Genomic DNA, 16,434 nt, shown 5'->3' with positions numbered 1-16,434 from the left:
CCGCGGCGCCCGGAAGTCGCGCCGCGGGTGGCGCCCGGTAAGGCCGTTTCCTCCCCCGAACGGGTGGCCTCGCCGGGCGGTCGGGGTGTACGGCCCGCCGCGCGCGGCCGGGCGGCGGCAGGGTGATGTCCTCCATGTCCCTGACGCCCTCCGTGTCCGCCCGTGAGCGGGACGGCCGCAGGGGCGGCTACCGGAAGGAGGGGAACGGGCGACGTCCCCCCTCATGCCCCGAGCGAACACCACCGGCAGGTGAGGACCCCATGACGACGGCGACCAGGGTGCCCCGGACGCCACCCGCCACCGCCACCACGACCCCGACCCGTCCCACGCCCCCTCCGCCCGCACCGGCGCCGTCGCTGCCGTCCCTGACCGCGCTGCGCTGGGTGGCCGCCCTGCTGGTCTTCGGGCTGCACGTGAGCAACTTCCACTACTTCGGAGGCCGCGGCGGCCGCCTGATGACCTGGGGCTTCGGCGCCGGGGCCAGCGGCGTGTCGTTCTTCTTCGTCCTCTCGGGGTTCGTCCTCATGTGGTCCGCGCGGACCGAGGACCGGGCCCTCGCCTTCTGGCGGCGCCGGTTCGCCCGCGTGTACCCGGTGCACCTGGTCACCCTGGTGCTCGCCCTGGTGATGGCGTACGCGCCCATGCACCTGGCGCGGCCGACACCGCGGCAGGGCCTGGCCAACCTCCTGCTCGTCCACTCCTGGTGGCGTCCCTGGTGGCAGACGCTGGACCCGGTCAGCTGGTCGCTGGCCTGCGAGGCCTTCTTCTACGCCTGCTTCCCGCTGCTGGCCCTGCTGCTGCGCCGCCTCGGCGCCCGCGGGGCGACGGCACTGGCCGGGGCGTCGGTGCTCGCGGTGGCGGTGCTGGCCCGGGCGGAGACCCACCACTGGCTGGACCAGCCGCTCAGCTCCCTGCCCGCCGCCCGGCTGCCCGAGTTCGTGCTGGGCGCCGCCGTGGCGCGGCTGGTGCTCCTGGGGCGGTGGCGGGGGCCCGGCCCGGAGGCGTCGCTGGCCCTGACGGTCACCGGCTACTTCCTGGTGCCGCAGGTCTCCCCCGGGTATTCCGCGACGCTCTGCACCCTCGCCGGGTTCGCCCTGCTGATCCCGGCGGCGGCCGTGGCGGACCTGCACGGGCTGCCCTCGCTGTGGCGACGCCGGCGGCTGGTCCGGCTGGGGGAACTCTCCTTCGCCTTCTACATGGTCCACCTGCTGGTGCTGAAGGCCGGCACGAGCGTGCTCGGCACCCGTCCCCGGCTCGGCGCCGGCGCGGGTCTGGCCGCCACGGCCGCGGCCTTCGCCGTCTCCCTCGCGCTGTCCTGGGTCCTGTACGAGGCGGTGGAGCGCCCGGCGCGCCGGCTGCTGCTCGGCGGGCGCCGAACGCCCTCCGCCCCGCCGCAGTCACCTCCGGCGCAGCCCCGGGCGCGCACCGGCGCACCGGAACCGGCCGGCGCCGCCCCCGCCCCGGACGCCGCCTCCGGCTGAGCCCCGTACCCCCCTCCTGGGCGGGCGGCCGCGCACCGCCGTACCGCGCCGCCGCCGCCCGGCCGGGGGGCTTTGTGCTCGAGAGATACTCCGTGCGGCCACCACCGCCGCCCCGGCGCCGCTCGAGGCGGCCCTGGCACTGTCGTTCCTGTGAACGGCACGCCGGAACGGTGGCCGGGAACAGGGAAAGGTGCCCGGAGCGGCTTATCGGGGACCCGCGAGCACGTCTCGAGGTCGGGCTTCACCGCCCACGCAGGTTCGAATCCTGCCCTTTCCGCCCACGCCCCACCGGGGCGCGCCACGCGCCGCCCGGAGACGCACGCGGAGATCCGCGCGCCGCTCCGCCTTTGAGTGACGTCCCAGCGGGTAGCCGGGCTGACGGCACACCTTTGCGAACCCGGGTCTCCGGGACCCCACACCCCCCGGAAGGCCGACGGACCCCCCACCTCAAAGGGCACCGCGCATGGACCTCTCCACCCGCACGCACGCGACGCAGGCACCCGTATCCGAGCTGCGCTACCAGGCGACCTGGGCGCGTGGGGTGCCGCGTGTCGCCGACGCGCGGCGCGCCCTGGCCGCCCTCGCCTGCCGGGCGGGTCTCGCCCTCGACACCCGGCCGCTCCAGGACGCCCTGCTGGTCGTCAGCGAACTGATCACCAACGCCGTCAGGCACGCCCCCGGGCCGTGCGGGCTGCTGCTGGAGCTGGCCGCCGACCGGAGCGTGCTGCGCGTGACCGTCCGGGACACCTCGCCCCGGCCGCCCCGGCTCCAGCCCGCCGACCCGGGCCGGGTCGGCGGGCACGGGCTGCGGCTGGTGCACGCGCTGAGCGAACGGGTCGACATCACCCGCCTCACCGACGGCAAGCGCGTCGCCGCCGTCCTGCCCCTGACCGCCTGAGGGCGGCCGGGGCGCTCACGGTGTCCGGCGGGGCCGAGCAGGCCGGCGTCGTCACCACCGGACGGACGACTCCGCCACCACGTCACCGAGCGGCGCGGCGGCGTGGAGACCGGCGCCTGGCGCGGCCACGTCCGACCCCGCAGAGACCCCGCAGACCCCGCCGCACGCACCCCGGTGAACCCGCCCCGGCCGGCCCCTCCGGCACACGCGACAGGAGAGGCCGGCCGGAATCGGGGTAGACGGACCTCGAGACGAACTCAAGCCGGCGGCTGCCAGACGGCGGCCGCCGCTCGATCCAGTGAGGTGCCAGTCGGACGTGCGCGGGAAACCATCCGGTCGGTCACGGGACACGGGCAGCGGCCCGAGACCCGTGCTCCCGCACCGGCACGTGTCGCACCGTCGGGTGCTCACGGCTCAGGCCGTACGGCGGCCCGGGTCGCCGGGCTCGTCGTCCCGGATCTGCGCCGCCGCCGCGTCGCAGAACGTCTCCAGGCCCGCCAGCAGCGCGCTCCGGCCGGCGGCGGGCATCAGGGCCAGCACTTCCCGCACCTCCTGCTCTCTGCGCAGCCGCAGGTCGGCCAGGTACGCCCGGCCGCGGCCGCTGAGGCGCAGGCGCACCTCGCGCCGGTCGGCGGCGCTCACGGCACGCTCGATGAAACCGGCGGCCTGGAGCCGGTCGCACAGCCGGCTCGTGGACGGCGGTGTGGAGGCCAGACTGTCGGCGAGCGTGCGCAGGTTGATGCCGTCATGGTGTTCCAGGACCAGCAGCACCCGGACCTGGGACGCGGAAGCGGGCGCGGTGGAAGCCCGCCCCCACAGGACTTCCAGCAGCTCCGCGGCCGTCGCGGTCATACGTGCGACCTCGGCGGATTGCGGGCGGGGCGGGAAGTCAGGCACTGTCACACTCTCGCAGGCACTGGGACGGCCGCCAGCGTACTAGGCACGCCACGCGGCAGGAGACGGTCCGGCGCCGGTGCGTTCGCGCCGGAGGGCCGTACCGTCGCCCGGACCAGGCCCTTCGTGTCCGGCGGATGATTGGTTGCATCAGTCCATCATGAACAGATTCGTGGCCGCTGAGCGCGCTTTGCGTACAGCGGCTCCCCATGAGTTGCCCGAGGCGGCACGCCGCGTCCTGACCGAACGGTACGCGGCGCGGACCGTCGTGTTGCTCATGGCCGATTACGGCCTTTCGGTTCTGCAGCCGGTGACCGTGCTGCCGGACACCCTGGAGCCGCTGCCGGTGCACGGCAGCCCGCCCGGCCGGGCGTTCGGCTCGCAGGAACCCTTCGTCGAGCCCGCCGAGGACGATCTGGTCCGCGCCCACCTGCCGGTGACCGTGCGCGGCGACCGCCTCGGCGTGCTCACCGTGACCCTGCCGGGCGGCGACCACCTGGGCGGCTGTCTGAGCGAGCTGGCGGAGATCGCGCAGGTGCTGGCGCACGAGGTGGTGGTCGCCGACCGGGACACCGACCTGTACATGCAGGCCCGGCGCAAGGACCGGCTGACCCTGGCCGCCGAGATGCAGTGGCAGCTGCTGCCCGGCCGCTCCTGCTCGCGCCCCGAGTACGAGCTGGGTGCCCAGCTGGAGCCGGCCTATGCGATCTTCGGCGACAACTTCGACTGGTCGGCCACCGAGGACCACCTGCTGCTGTACGTCACCAACGGCATGGGCGAGGGGATGGAGGCGTCCCTCCTGACCAGCCTCGCCGTGAGCGCGCTGCGCAACGCGCGGCGGGCCGGGCTCCCGCTCGCCGACCAGGCGGCGCTGGCCGACCAGGCCGTCTACGCCCATTACCAGGGCCGCGGCTACGTGTCGGCGCTGATGTTCGACTTCGAGCTGGACACCGGCCGGGCGTGGGTGGTGGACGCCGGGTCCCCGCGGCTGCTGCGGGTGCGCCGGGGGACGGTGGAGCGGGTCCCCTTCGAGGCCCAGCTGCCGCTGGGCATGTTCGAGGAGACCGACTACGTGGCCGAGTCGTTCCGGGTCGAGCCCGGCGACCGCCTGGTCCTCGTCAGCGACGGCGTGTACTCCGTCGCCTCCCCGCGCGGCGAGGTGTACGGCGACGCCGCCCTGGCCCGGGCGATCCAGGCCACCCGGCTGCTGCCGGCCGCCGACGTGCCGCGTGCCGTGCTGCGGGAGCTGACCGGTCACCGCGGGCACGTCACGCCCGACGACGACGCCATGGTGGTGTGCCTCGACTGGCGCGGACGTTCACCCGGTTGAGGCAGGTCGCAGGAGGTGCGGGGGCGTGCGGAGGTTTGTTCGCGCGGGAACGCGCGGGCTACTGTTGTCATGCGGCAAGGATTGACTTGAAGCCGAGGAGCCGAGCCATCCGGTCGGCTCGTCGAAGGGAGAGGATGCGTAGTGTCGGAGCAGGACGCGGCCCAGGCGGCGCCCCGGGTGGTGAGCGCCTTCCTCGAGAGCCGGCGGGAGCAGATCGCCCAGCGCTGGGCGGACGCCCCCCTGTTCCGCACGGTCTTCACCGTCTCCCGCGACGAGGCGGTCGAGGCGTGCAAGGCGGTGCTGGACGCGCTCTCGGAGGTGGCGCTGAGCGGGCGGCTCGAGGACATCGCGGCCCCCGGGTTCGTGTCGGTCCGTGACCAGCTGGCGCGGATGGCCGCCTCGCGGGCGCGCACCGGCTCCACCCCCGCCCAGATCGCCGACGAGGTGGCCGCGCTGCGCGCCCCCGCGGTGGCCCTGCTGCGCCAGGAGTACTCCGACCCGGCCGGCGCCGAGGCGCAGGAGGGCGTCCTCGCCCTCACCGTGCTGATGGGCACGCTGCGCCTGGTGGTGATGGAGACGGCGATCATGGAGAGCGAGGACCTGATCGAGCGGCAGCGCGAGCAGCTGATGGAGGTCGCCACCCCGGTCATCAAGCTGTGGGAGGGCACGGTCGCCGTCCCGCTGATCGGGACCCTGGACAGCGCCCGCAGCCAGGTGGTCATGGAGAGCCTGCTGGAGGCGATCGTCGAACAGCGTGCCCGGTACGCCATCCTGGACATCACCGGTGTGCCGACGGTGGACTCGCTCGTCGCCCAGCACCTGATGAAGACGGTCGCCGCCGCCCGGCTGATGGGCGCCGAGTGCATCGTCTCCGGCATCCGGCCCGCGATCGCGCAGACCATCGTGCACCTGGGCATCGACCTCGGGACCGTGCAGACCCGGGCCTCCCTGGCGGACGCCCTCGCCTACGCGCTCGGCAAACAGGGCATCGAGATCTCCGTCCGTCCGGAGTTCGGGGCGATCGCGCGGTGACCCACTCCTACCCCGTGCAGTCGGGTCCGGTGCCGGTGCTGGCGCTGGGAGACGTGCTGCTCGTCACGCTGCCGGGGGAACTGCACGACTCCCTGGCCGAGCAGCTCCAGCAGGACCTCAGCCGGCGCATCGCCGCCGGCCCGGTCGGCGGTGTGGTCATCGACATCTCCGGCGTGGACATACTCGACTCGTTCCTCGGCCGGGTGCTCGCGGAGATCGCCTCCACCGCCCGGCTGCTGGCGGCCCGTACGGTCCTCGCCGGCATGCGGCCCGCCGTGGCGATCACGCTGGTTGAGCTGGGTCTCACCCTGCCCGGCCTGGACACCGCCCTGGACGTCGAGCGCGCGATGGAACTGCTCGGCCCGAGGGAGCCGTGATGCCCGCGTCACGTCATGCCTGTGCGACCACCCTGCCGATCGGCTCGGACGCGGACCTCGCCTGGGTCCGCCGGCAGGTCCGGCAGTACGCGGCCCGGCTCGGCTTCGGGCTGGTGCAGCAGACCAAGCTGGTCACCGCGGCCAGCGAACTCGCGCGCAACACCCTGGTGCACGGCGGCGGCGGCCAGGCGGAGATCGCGGCGCTCGACAACGGCCGCGCCCGCGGGCTGCGGATGACCTTCACCGACACCGGTCCCGGCATCCGCGACCTCGACCTGGCGATGACCGACGGCTACACCACCGGGGGCGGCCTGGGGCTGGGCATGAGCGGCGCCAAGCGGCTCGTGCACGAGTTCGGCGTCGAGACCGAGCCCGGCCGCGGCACCACCGTCACGGCCGTCGCATGGGTGACGGCGGTGCCGTCGGCCCGGCCGGGGGCGGGATGAGCCGGGTGTGGGAGGTCCCCGTGCACGACTCCACGCGGGTACGGGACGTCCGGGTGGCGGTCCAGGAGGCCGGTACGCTCGCCGGCCTGGACCGGGACCGTACGGCGGTGGCGGAGCTGGTGGCCACCGAGCTGGCCACCAACCTGCTCAAGCACGCCGGCGGCGGCGGCATGGTGGTCAATCTCGTCGAGCCGCCGGCCGGTGTCCGCGCGTCCTCGGTGCAGGTGTGCTCCCTGGACCACGGCCCCGGGATCGCCGACGTCGGCGCGGCGATGCGGGACGGCTACACCACGGGCACCTCGCTCGGCGCCGGGCTGGGCAGCTGCCGGCGGATCGCCAACGCCTTCGACGTGTACAGCGTCCGGGGCCGCGGGACCGTGGCGGCGGCCCGGATCGACCCGGAGCCGCCGGTGCGCGACTCCGGTCCGGCCGCGGGCCCGCGGGTCGGCGGGATCAACGTCGCCCTCGCCCAGGACCCGTACTCCGGTGACGCCTGGAGCTGGGCGCGCTCCGGGCCGTGGCTGACGCTGCTGCTCGCCGACGGCCTCGGACACGGCGCCAAGGCCTCCCGCGCCTCCGCCGCCGCGGTGCAGGCACTGCCCGGCGCGGCGCACCTGCCGCCCGACGAGATGCTGCGCCGGCTGCACACCGAGCTGCGTCCCACCCGGGGCGCGGCCGTCGCCGTCGCACAGCTGGACCTGAAGGCGGAGGAACTCCACTACGCCGGAGTCGGCAACATCGGCGCGCGCCTGCGCACCGGTGAGTCGTGGACCCCGCTGATCTCCCACCCGGGGATCGTGGGCGCCTACTTCCCGGCCATGGTGCCGGTACGACGCGCGCCCTGGCGTGCGGACAGTCTGCTCGTCATGCACAGCGACGGGCTGCCCAGCCGCTGGTCCCCACCCGGCGACCCCCACCTGCTCACACTCGAACCGGCGGTGGTGGCCGCGGCGGTCCTGCGCGACGCCAGCAGTCCGGCCCGCCCCGTACGCGACGACACCAGCGTGGCCGTACTGGCCCCCGACCGCCGGACCAGCGCCGATGACAGCCGACACTGACCTCTGGACGATCGACTCCACCGCCGGCGCGGGCCGGGCCCGGGCCCTGCTGGCGCGGCTCACCGCGCAGGCCGGCGTGCCCGCGCCGGAGCGCGTCCGCTTCCTGGCCGGCCTCACCGCGCGGCTGCGGCACTGCCTGCGGCACGGCGGCGCGGAACTCGCCCTCACCGTCCGCCGGCCCGACGGTGACGGCGCGGGCGAACTGCGGGTGTGCGTTGCGCAGGTGCCCGGCGGCGACCGGTGGCAGCGCACGCTGCCCTGTTCCGAGCCGGTCGCCCGCCCGCTGCCCCGCCCGGAGGACCTGGACGGCGAGGAGCTGGCCGAGGCGCTGCTGCGGGCCGACGAGGACGCGGCCGGGCTGTTGGACAGCCTGTCCGAGAAGGAGGAGCTGCTCCGCTTCCACCGGGAGGAGCTGCACCAGACCAACCAGGGCGTGCTGGCCCTGCACGCCGAGCTGGAGGCCGCCGCCCTGGCGCAGCGCGAACTCCTCGACGCCGAGCGGGCCGCCCTGGCCGCGGCGCAGAACGCCCGGCGCCTGCTGACCTTCCTGGCGAACGCCAGCGCCTCCCTCAACGCCTCCCTCGACCACGAGGACATCCTGCGCCGGCTGCCCGGGCTGCTGGTGCCCGAGTACGCGGCCGGTGTCGACATCTGGCTCTACGGCGACGAGCAGGTGCCCGCCTCCGGCAGCCGCGCGGCCGCCGCGGTGACCGCCGCCCGCACCGGACGCCCCCAGCACGCCGGCGTACACCCCGGGGAACTGCCGGGCGTCGACGACCTGCCGCCGTCCGCCCTGTCGCCGGACCGGCCGCTGCTGTGCATCCCGCTGGGCGCGCGCGCCGTGGTCGGCGTCCTCACCCTGACGGCGCCCGGCCCGCGCTTCGATCCCGACACCTCCGTGATGCTGATCGAGCTGGCCCGGCGCGCGGCCATCGCCCTGGACAACGCCCGCCAGTACGAGCAGCACCGCGATGTCGCCGAGGCCCTTCAGCGCGCCCAGCTCACCGATCTGCCGGCGACGCCGGGGCTGTCGCTGGCGGCCCGCTATCTGCCGGCCACGCACGGGCTGAACATCGGCGGCGACTGGTACGACGCCTTCCGCCAGCCCGATGGGAGCGTGCTGGCGGTGATAGGGGACGTCACGGGGCACGGGCTGCGCGCGGCCGTCATCATGGGGCAGCTGCGCACCGCGCTGCGCGCCTACGCGGTGGACGGCAACGGCCCCGCCGCGATCCTCACCCGGCTGCACCGGATGCTGTGCCACCAGTCGCCCGAGCTGTACGCGACGTGCGCCGTGGTCCGCTTCACCCCGGGCGAGCCGACGCTGGTGTGGGCCGCCGCCGGGCATCCGCCCGCGATCGTGCGGGACCCGGACGGCACGGTACGGGTGCTCGACGCCAAGCCGGGGATCATGCTGGGCGTTCCGGTGCCGTACGAGTACGAGGAGCACACCGTCGCCCTCCCCGCCGGATCGACCCTCGCCCTGTACACCGACGGTCTGGTGGAGCGGCGGGCCGCGGGCATCGACGCGGGCATCGACCGGCTGGCCCGGGCCCTGGGGATGCTGAACGCGGCGGAGCTGGAGGATCTGGGCGCCTCCGCCGAGTCGCTGCTGAAGCCGATGCTGCACGACTCCGAGCACGACGACGACGTGTGCCTGCTGCTGTGCCGCACGGCACCGCAGGACGGCTGACGTCACCCCGGCGAAACGGGCGCTCGCCCAGGGCCTGTCGTTCGGATCAGGTCGGCTGAGAGGAACTGCGCCTTTCGGACGCCGACATGATCCGAACGACAGGCCCTAGGGGAACCCGGTTCTGCCCGCCGACCGGTGGGTGGCGTGGAAGGCCCGCATCCCGCGGGTGAACGCGGCCTGTTCGGCGGGTTCCATCGCGGCGAGCACGGCGGCCAGGGCGCGGACCCGGCGGGCCGTGACGTCGGCGAGCGCGCGCACGCCCCGGGTGGTGAGGCGCAGCTGCACCTCGCGGCGCCGGTGCGGGTGCAGTGCCCGCTCCAGCAGGCCGGCCGCCTCCAGCCGGTCGCACAGCCGGCTGGCCGTGGGCAGCCCGATGTCCATGCAGTCCGCCAGGCCGGTGAGGTTGAGTCCGGGCGTGGTCTGCAGGGTGCGCATGGCGCGCAGTTGGTGCGGGGACAGCCGAAGTGCCGGGTCCTGTGCGGTCAGTGACCACAGGTCGGTCAGGCTCTCCACGGCATCCGCCGTCTCCCGCGCGACGGCCTCCGGGCCGTCGCCCTCTTCCCTTCCCTGCCCAGGGTCGCCGAGACGGGTCACGAACACATCACTTTCAGCAGTCTCCGTGCACTACGCGGGTGTCTCCCTTCAGCACTCGGACTACCCGAGGAGCGCGGGGCCAAGCAACCCGTGTCGAAAGCGAGACCACGCGGAAGCGGGCCGGCCCGCCCGTGAGGAGGGCCGGCCCGCCGGGGACCGTCAGTGGTTGACGCAGCTGTTACCGATCGCCGGGTTCAGCAGGCCGACCACGTTGACGCTGTTGCCGCACACGTTGAGGCCGAGGTCGACGGGGATCTGGACCACGTTGCCGGACAGGACACCGGGGCTGCCGACGGCGACACCGGTCGGGCCGGGGCCGTCGCCGGCCTGCGCGGACGTCGCACCCGCGAGGGCGAGGGCGGCGGCCAGGACGGTCGTGGTGGCGAAGCTTCGCATACGCATGACAGGGGACCTCACTGGTCGGGGGAAGGACGCTTCCATCACACCCGACCCGGCGCGGGCCCGCCTGTCCTGCTACGCCGTCCGGACCGGCCGCCGCCGCGCCGGCCGTCAGGCCGCGGCGGGAAAGCGTTCCCAGACGCGGTGCGTGCCCAGCAGTTGGGTGAGCTGCTGCAGCGCGCTCGTGGCGCTGTCGGCGACGACCACACCGGGCGCCCCGGTGGGGACGCCGGCCGTCTCCAGGACCGCCTCGCCGCCCTTGCTGACGCCGATGGCCTTGCCGTGCCGGAAGGCCTCGTTGAGCAGCAGGCCGACCCGGGGGTCGTGGACGGCGGGCCGCGCCGCGGTCAGGCCGGCCTTGGCGTCCCGGGCGCCGTAGGCGTCGTCCCCGACGCCGGGGGTGCCCGCCAGCAGCAGGGCGTCGAACTCGACGGACCGGGCGGTGGTGTAGGTGCGCTGCACGGTCAGCGCGTCGGAGCCGTCGCCGAGGACACCGCCGGCCGGGGCGACGACGAGCGGGACCATGCCGCCGTCGAGGATCGCCTGCCGGGCGGCGCGTACGCCGTCCAGGTCGCCGTCGGGGCCGGTGACGATGCCGATGATGCGCCCGTCGGTGGGCCAGACCTGGCCGATCTGGGACAGCGCGGGGCTGGGTTCGACGTCCGCCAGGGGCACGGTGGGCCGCGGGGCGGGCAGGCCGAGGCCCGCGGCGACGTCGGCGCACAGCTCCGGGTCGATGTTGGCGAGGACCTGCAGGGCCCGTTCCTTGATCGCCTGTTCGTAGCACTTGCCGAGTTCGAAGGTGTAGGCGTGGATGATGTGCTCGCGCTCCACCGGGCTCATGCTCAGCCAGAACCGGCGGGGCTGGCTGAAGTGGTCCGCGAACGACTCGGGCGCCTCGCGCACCTTGGTGCCCTCCGGGACCCGCACGGGCGTCTCGACGTAGGCGCTCATGTCGGCACCGGCCGTGAACGGGCAGCCACCGTCGAGGGAGTTGGGGCGGTAGGGAGCGACTCCGCGGTGCACGGCCGTCTGGTGGAAGCCGTCGCGCAGCATGTCGTTGACCGGTGTGTGCGGCCGGTTGATGGGCAGCTGCGGGAAGTTGGGGCCGCCCAGGCGGGTGAGCTGGGTGTCCAGGTAGGAGAAGAGGCGGCCGGCGAGCAGCGGGTCGTCGGTGACGTCGATGCCGGGTACGAGGTGGCCGACGTGGAAGGCGACCTGCTCGGTCTCGGCGAAGAAGTTCGAGACGTTGCGGTTGAGGGTGAGCAGCCCGATCGGCTGCACGGGGGCGAGTTCCTCGGGCACGATGTTGGTCGGGTCGAGCAGGTCGATGCCCTCGAAGGTCTGGTCGGGGGTGTCGGGGAAGACCTGGATGCCGAACTCCCACTCGGGATAGGCGCCCGCCTCGATGGCGTCGGCGAGGTCGCGGCGGTGGAAGTCGGGGTCGACGCCGTTGATGATCTGCGCCTCCTCCCACACCAGGGAGTGCACGCCCAGCTTCGGCTTCCAGTGGAACTTCACCAGGACCGTCCCGCCCTCGGCGTCGACCAGGCGGAAGGTGTGGACGCCGAAGCCCTCCATGGTGCGGTACGACCGCGGGATGCCCCGGTCGGACATGTTCCACAGGGTGTGGTGGGTGGCCTCGGTGTGCAGGGTGACGAAGTCCCAGAAGGTGTCGTGGGCGCTCTGGGCCTGCGGGATCTCGCGGTCCGGGTGCGGCTTGCCGGCGTGGATGACGTCCGGGAACTTGATGGCGTCCTGGATGAAGAAGACCGGGATGTTGTTGCCGACCAGGTCGAAGACACCCTCGCTGGTGTAGAACTTGGTGGCGAATCCCCGGGTGTCGCGGACGGTGTCGGCGGAGCCCCGGGACCCCAGGACGGTGGAGAAGCGCACGAAGACCGGTGTCTCCACGTCCTCGGCGAGGAACGCCGCCTTCGTCACGTTGGCCGCGGTGCCGTAGCTGCGGAACACCCCGTGCGCGCCGGAGCCCCGGGCGTGGACCACGCGCTCCGGGATGCGCTCGTGGTCGAAGTGCATGATCTTCTCGCGCAGGTGGTGGTCCTGAAGGAGGACCGGGCCGCGCGGTCCGGCCTTCAGCGAGTGGTCGGTGTCGTACCGCCGGGTGCCCTGGGCGTCGGTCAGGTAGGCGCCGCCCTGCGCCATCCGGCCCTGGTCGGCGCCGGTGGGCCGGCCGGTCGGGGAGTAGGTGTCCGGCCCCGTCTGGTCGGGCTTCGGGGGCAGCGGCTCGCGGGGCTCGGTGGGTTCGGCGACCGACGGCGACTGCGGTCCCGGCTTGCCGGGGATCCCCTCTTCCGGTCCCGTGCCCTGCACCGCCTGGGCGACCTTGTCCGCCGCCCGCTTGAGGGGGTTGCTCTCGCTCATCACTACCATTCCTTCGCTGGTCACAGGGGTGCGCCCGGCACAGCCGGGGCGTGCCGGGCGGCGCGGGCGGCCGGCCCGCGCGCCTCAGTGCGCAGGCCGGCAAAGTGAACAAACAGGTTCGAACCGGGGCGTGAGCCCCCACCCGGGGTCCCCGGACCACGGCATCCGAAACCGGTGGAGGTGCGGCGTCCTCGCGAACGGTCCGCCGGTCACGGGTGAAGTCCGGCGTCCCCGGGTGGCGTCGGGCGGCCGGGCGGGAAGTCCCGCCCGGGCAGGGCGGGTTGCCGGGCGTCCGGCTGCCGCGGCGGGATGCGGCGCGTCGGCCCGGCGTACGCCGCCGGGACGGGCGTGGGGCGAGGGCCGGCTTCTTGACCCGTCGGCGGGCAGGTACCGGCCCTCCGCTTACGACACCTTAGGCGCTGGGCCGGGGGCACGCAGTCCGGGCGTTCCATGTCAGCGGCGCGCCACCACCCGGAAGGAGTCGAGCGAGGTGTCCGCCGCGTCGGAGATCAGGAAGCCGTGCGCGAGACCGCTGCGCAGGTGGTCGACGACCTCCGCGGTGATCACCTCGCCCGGCGCGACGACCGGCACGCCGGGCGGATAGGGGCTGATCGTCTCGGCGGCGATCCGGCCCACCGCCTGTTCTGCGGACACCTGTTCGGTGGGCCCGAAAAAGGCGTCGCGCGGCAGCACGGCCTGCTCCAGTTCGAGGTCCTCGGGGGCCGGGAGGTGGACGGCGGGCTGCCGCTCGATGTCACCGGCGTGCTCCACCAGGGACCGCAGGGACTCCACGAGCAGCTTCTCGGTCTCGTCGTCGTCGGCGTGGGTGATCGAGGCGCTCATCCGGCAGGTGTCGGAGCCGCCCAGGTCGACGTGGCAGTTGGCCCGCAGCCACTCGGTCGCCTGCATACCGCTGACACCGAGGCCCCTTACGTCGATGATGATCTTCAACGGGTCGAACGCGGCGGCCAGGCCCTCGTCGACGATCTCGCGGCCCATCACCCGCAGCCCCTCCAGGTCGGCCACCGCGTCCCGGACGCGCTCGGCACGCCGGATGGCCGCGTCCAGCAGGTCGTGCCCCTGCTCCACCATCTGGCGCCGCCAGCCGTCCAGGGCGCCGTACACCAGGGTGGAGGCGCTGGTGGTGCCGAGCAGGTCCTCGCGCTGCTTGAGCACCTCGGGCGCCACCCGGTCGTGCTGGAGGTGGAAGACGGAACTCTGCTCGATCGCGCCGCCCATCTTGTGCACGCTGGTGACGACCAGGTCCGCGTCCGCGTACATGCCCCAGGCGGGCAGGTCCTGATGGAAGGGCAGATGGGCGCCCCAGGCCTCGTCCACGATGAGCGGCACGTCGAAGTCGTGGCAGACGTCGGCCACGCCCCGGACGTCGGCGCAGGTGCCCCAGTCGGTGGGGGTGATCAGCAGCATGCCCTTGGCGTCCGGGTGCTCGCGCAGGCGCCGGCGCACGTCGTCCGGCTCCGGCGGATGGGCCAGGTGGCGGTCGGCGTCGAACTTCGGGTGCACCCAGATCGGGACGACCCCGTTGATGATCACGGCCGCGATGACCGACTTGTGCGCGTTGCGAGACAGCAGCAGCTTCTCCCCCGGACCCGCGACCGAGAGCATGGCCGTCTTGACCGACAGGGAGCTGCCGCAGGTCGAGAAGAAGGCCTTCTGGGCACCGACGGCGTCGGCCATCAGCTCCTGCGCCTGCTCCAGCACCCCCTGGGACTGGCGGCGGTCGTCGAGCCCGTTCAGGGAGAGCACGTCCGAGCGGAAGACGTCCATGCCGAGGACGTCGGTGACGCGCGGGTCCGTACCCCGGCCCTGCTTGTGGCCCGGTGGCCCGTACGCCACGTCCCCCCGGCGCCGGAACTCCTGCAGGGCCTCCAGCACGGGTACGCGCGAGTGATCCATTGCTGTCCTTCCTCCACTGGTCCGGGGCCACCGGGCGGCCGTGCCGCGCACCCCGGCCCGTGGGGCGTGGTGCGCGGCGCGTGCGTGGTGCCCGGCGCAGCACCGACCGTGTTGCACCCGCCGGGCACTCCAAACCCACGGGCCGGTGTCGGCGACCCGTTCGGTGGAACCCGGCCGGGCGTGGAGCGAGCCGCCCGAGCCCCAGGAGGTCCCGTGCCGTCCAGTCCCGTGCCGTCCGGTCCCGAGCCCCTGCACCGCCGTGTCCGGGCCGAGGCCGCAGAGCGCGCCGAGGCGTTGTGGGGCGTCGCGTCGGCCCTGCACGCCGACCCGGAGACCGCGTTCGCCGAGCACCGGGCGGCCGCGCTGCTCACCGGCGAGCTGGAGCGCGCGGGCTTCGAGGTCCGCCGGGGCGTGGCTGACCTGCCGACGGCCTTCACCGCGCGCTCCGGCCGGGGCCGGCCCACCGTGGCGCTGCTGCTGGAGTACGACGCCCTACCGGGTCTCGGCCACGCCTGCGGGCACAACCTGATCGCGGCCGCCGGGCTGGGCGCCGCCCTGGTCGCCGACGCGGTGCTGGAGGGGACGGACGGCACGGTGCTGGCGGTGGGCACGCCCGCGGAGGAGGGCGGCGGCGGCAAGGCGCTGGAGGTGGCGGCCGGCGTCTTCGACGACGTCGACGCCGCCCTGATGTTCCATCCGGGCGTGTACGACTGGGTACGGGCCCCGCTGACCGCGCAGGAGCAGTACCGGGTCGGCTTCCGCGGCCGGGCCGCGCACCCCACGGGGAACCCCACCGAGGGCATCGACGCGCTGGCCGCCCTGATCGAGCTGTTCAACGTCCTCGCCGGCCTCGGTCGGCGGCTGCCGGAGGGCTCCCACGTCCAGGGCATCGTCACGCACGGCGGCACGGCCACCAACATCGTGCCCGAGTACGCCGAGGGCCGGTTCGGCCTGCGCGCGCTGACCACGGGCGCCCTGGACGAGCTGGCCGCGCTGCTGCGCACCGCCGCCGAGGGCATCGCCCGGGCCACCGGCACGGCCGTCGAGGTGGAGCCCGCGAGCGTGCGCTACGAGCACTTCCGCGACAGCGAGGTGCTGTCCGAGCGGTTCGCGGGGCATCTGGGCCGCGCCGGGATCACCCTCACCCCGCCCGCGCCCGGCGTCTACCTGGGCTCGTCGGACATCGGCAACGTCAGCGGCCGGGTGCCCGCCATCCATCCGTTCGTCGCGATCATGGACGACAGCGGCTCCGACCACACCCCGGAGTTCGCCGCGGCCGCCGCCTCGGAGCGCGGCCGCCAGGTACTGACGGCAGTGGTCGAGGCGCTGGCCTGCACGGCCGTCGACGTGCTGCGGGAGCCGGACCTGCGCACCCGCGCCCGGGACCGGCTAGTCGCCGGACGTGCGGCACAGGGGGCGGGGGCCGGCGGTTCCTGACCCCCGGCCCGTCACTGCCAGGCGGTGCTCCGCCGCAGCGCCGACCGCAGTTCCGGCCGCCCGAACCAGACCTTCTCCCCGTCGGCCGCCCCGGTGCCGCCGGCGCCGGACGCGGCGGCCGGGGCGGCCGGGGCGGCGTCCGGGCTGCCGCGCACCAGGTCGACCGCGGCGGGCAGCGCCCGCCGGATCTCCTCGGGCAGCTGCCCGCCGGACGGCCACCGCACCAGGCAGCTCGCCACTTCCCGCAGTTTCGTGTTGGTGCGCTGCGAGATCTCCCTGAGGACGTCCCAGCCCTGCTCGGGGCGCAGGCCGCCGACGGCGACGACCACTCCGATCGCCTGGTCGACGAGGGCGTGAGACACCACGGCCCAGCGGAGCTGGCTCACTTCCTCCTCGAGGGCGGTGAGGCGGTCCGCCTGCTCGTCGCGTCCGGTCATTGCAGTCGCCCTCTCCTTTCGCCCGACGGTCCGCGCCGAGGGGAGCGCGGACGTCA

General features: G+C 74.5%; 15 protein-coding genes and 1 pseudogene. 10 read left to right on the top strand and 6 right to left on the bottom strand.

Features of this window, described 5'->3' with window-relative positions; translation table 11 throughout:
* Nucleotides 1–260 precede the first annotated feature (260 nt).
* From ACZ6CZ_RS05315 to ACZ6CZ_RS05305, 3 genes and pseudogenes are all read left to right on the top strand, one after another.
* Nucleotides 261–1,481 carry an acyltransferase family protein gene (locus ACZ6CZ_RS05315; protein WP_469015009.1) on the top strand — a complete coding sequence of 407 codons (1,221 nt, stop codon included), beginning with the start codon at nt 261–263 and terminating at the stop codon, nt 1,479–1,481.
* Between the two features lie 184 nt (nt 1,482–1,665).
* Nucleotides 1,666–1,758: pseudogene (locus tag ACZ6CZ_RS05310) on the top strand.
* 186 nt (nt 1,759–1,944) lie between these two features.
* Nucleotides 1,945–2,379 carry an ATP-binding protein gene (locus ACZ6CZ_RS05305; protein WP_469015005.1) on the top strand — a complete coding sequence of 145 codons (435 nt, stop codon included), beginning with the start codon at nt 1,945–1,947 and terminating at the stop codon, nt 2,377–2,379.
* A 414-nt stretch (nt 2,380–2,793) separates the two neighbouring features.
* Here the strand turns inward: ACZ6CZ_RS05305 and ACZ6CZ_RS05300 are convergent, their stop codons facing one another.
* Nucleotides 2,794–3,231: a MarR family winged helix-turn-helix transcriptional regulator gene (locus tag ACZ6CZ_RS05300; protein ID WP_469015002.1), complete on the bottom strand. Its 438-nt coding sequence runs from the start codon at nt 3,229–3,231 to the stop codon at nt 2,794–2,796.
* 202 nt (nt 3,232–3,433) lie between these two features.
* On the opposite strand from ACZ6CZ_RS05300, the gene ACZ6CZ_RS05295 reads away from it, so the two are divergent.
* The 6 genes from ACZ6CZ_RS05295 to ACZ6CZ_RS05270 all read left to right on the top strand — a co-directional run bounded on the left by ACZ6CZ_RS05295 (nt 3,434) and on the right by ACZ6CZ_RS05270 (nt 9,209).
* Nucleotides 3,434–4,603: a PP2C family protein-serine/threonine phosphatase gene (locus tag ACZ6CZ_RS05295; protein ID WP_469014998.1), complete on the top strand. Its 1,170-nt coding sequence runs from the start codon at nt 3,434–3,436 to the stop codon at nt 4,601–4,603.
* A 141-nt stretch (nt 4,604–4,744) separates the two neighbouring features.
* On the top strand, nt 4,745–5,635 hold the full coding sequence (locus ACZ6CZ_RS05290) for an STAS domain-containing protein (protein WP_469014992.1): 891 nt from the start codon (nt 4,745–4,747) through the stop codon (nt 5,633–5,635).
* On the top strand, nt 5,632–6,012 hold the full coding sequence (locus ACZ6CZ_RS05285; protein ID WP_469014988.1) for an STAS domain-containing protein: 381 nt from the start codon (nt 5,632–5,634) through the stop codon (nt 6,010–6,012). The genes ACZ6CZ_RS05290 and ACZ6CZ_RS05285 overlap by 4 nt, the downstream gene beginning before the upstream one ends.
* The gene (locus ACZ6CZ_RS05280) at nt 6,012–6,458 is read left to right on the top strand and encodes an anti-sigma regulatory factor (RefSeq protein WP_469014983.1); all 447 of its coding nucleotides are present in this window, start codon (nt 6,012–6,014) and stop codon (nt 6,456–6,458) included. The genes ACZ6CZ_RS05285 and ACZ6CZ_RS05280 overlap by 1 nt, the downstream gene beginning before the upstream one ends.
* The gene (locus ACZ6CZ_RS05275) at nt 6,455–7,516 is read left to right on the top strand and encodes a SpoIIE family protein phosphatase (protein ID WP_469016542.1); all 1,062 of its coding nucleotides are present in this window, start codon (nt 6,455–6,457) and stop codon (nt 7,514–7,516) included. Before ACZ6CZ_RS05280 ends, ACZ6CZ_RS05275 begins: the two co-directional genes overlap by 4 nt.
* Nucleotides 7,500–9,209, top strand: a complete 1,710-nt coding sequence (locus ACZ6CZ_RS05270; protein WP_469014978.1) for a PP2C family protein-serine/threonine phosphatase — start codon at nt 7,500–7,502, stop codon at nt 9,207–9,209. The genes ACZ6CZ_RS05275 and ACZ6CZ_RS05270 overlap by 17 nt, the downstream gene beginning before the upstream one ends.
* Before the next feature lie 105 nt (nt 9,210–9,314).
* On the opposite strand, the gene ACZ6CZ_RS05265 is transcribed toward ACZ6CZ_RS05270, so the two are convergent.
* From ACZ6CZ_RS05265 to ACZ6CZ_RS05250, 4 genes are all read right to left on the bottom strand, one after another.
* The gene (locus tag ACZ6CZ_RS05265; protein WP_469014972.1) at nt 9,315–9,803 is read right to left on the bottom strand and encodes a MarR family winged helix-turn-helix transcriptional regulator; all 489 of its coding nucleotides are present in this window, start codon (nt 9,801–9,803) and stop codon (nt 9,315–9,317) included.
* A gap of 159 nt (nt 9,804–9,962) precedes the next feature.
* Nucleotides 9,963–10,205 (bottom strand): chaplin, encoded by a 243-nt coding sequence (locus ACZ6CZ_RS05260; protein ID WP_469014968.1) that lies wholly within the window; start codon nt 10,203–10,205, stop codon nt 9,963–9,965.
* A gap of 108 nt (nt 10,206–10,313) precedes the next feature.
* Nucleotides 10,314–12,587 (bottom strand): catalase, encoded by a 2,274-nt coding sequence (locus tag ACZ6CZ_RS05255; RefSeq protein WP_469014962.1) that lies wholly within the window; start codon nt 12,585–12,587, stop codon nt 10,314–10,316.
* A gap of 453 nt (nt 12,588–13,040) precedes the next feature.
* On the bottom strand, nt 13,041–14,504 hold the full coding sequence (locus ACZ6CZ_RS05250) for an aminotransferase class I/II-fold pyridoxal phosphate-dependent enzyme (RefSeq protein WP_469014955.1): 1,464 nt from the start codon (nt 14,502–14,504) through the stop codon (nt 13,041–13,043).
* A gap of 213 nt (nt 14,505–14,717) precedes the next feature.
* Between ACZ6CZ_RS05250 and ACZ6CZ_RS05245 the strand changes: the two genes are divergently transcribed.
* Complete coding sequence (locus ACZ6CZ_RS05245) at nt 14,718–15,941, top strand: amidohydrolase (protein ID WP_469014952.1); 1,224 nt, start codon at nt 14,718–14,720, stop codon at nt 15,939–15,941.
* An 11-nt stretch (nt 15,942–15,952) separates the two neighbouring features.
* On the opposite strand, the gene ACZ6CZ_RS05240 is transcribed toward ACZ6CZ_RS05245, so the two are convergent.
* The gene (locus ACZ6CZ_RS05240; protein ID WP_469014949.1) at nt 15,953–16,378 is read right to left on the bottom strand and encodes an ANTAR domain-containing protein; all 426 of its coding nucleotides are present in this window, start codon (nt 16,376–16,378) and stop codon (nt 15,953–15,955) included.
* Nucleotides 16,379–16,434 lie beyond the last annotated feature (56 nt).

The organism is Streptomyces sp. NPDC041135 (assembly GCF_055592085.1).
The sequence above is the reverse complement of the archived record's forward strand: the minus strand, read 5'-3'. Positions and strand labels throughout refer to the sequence as shown.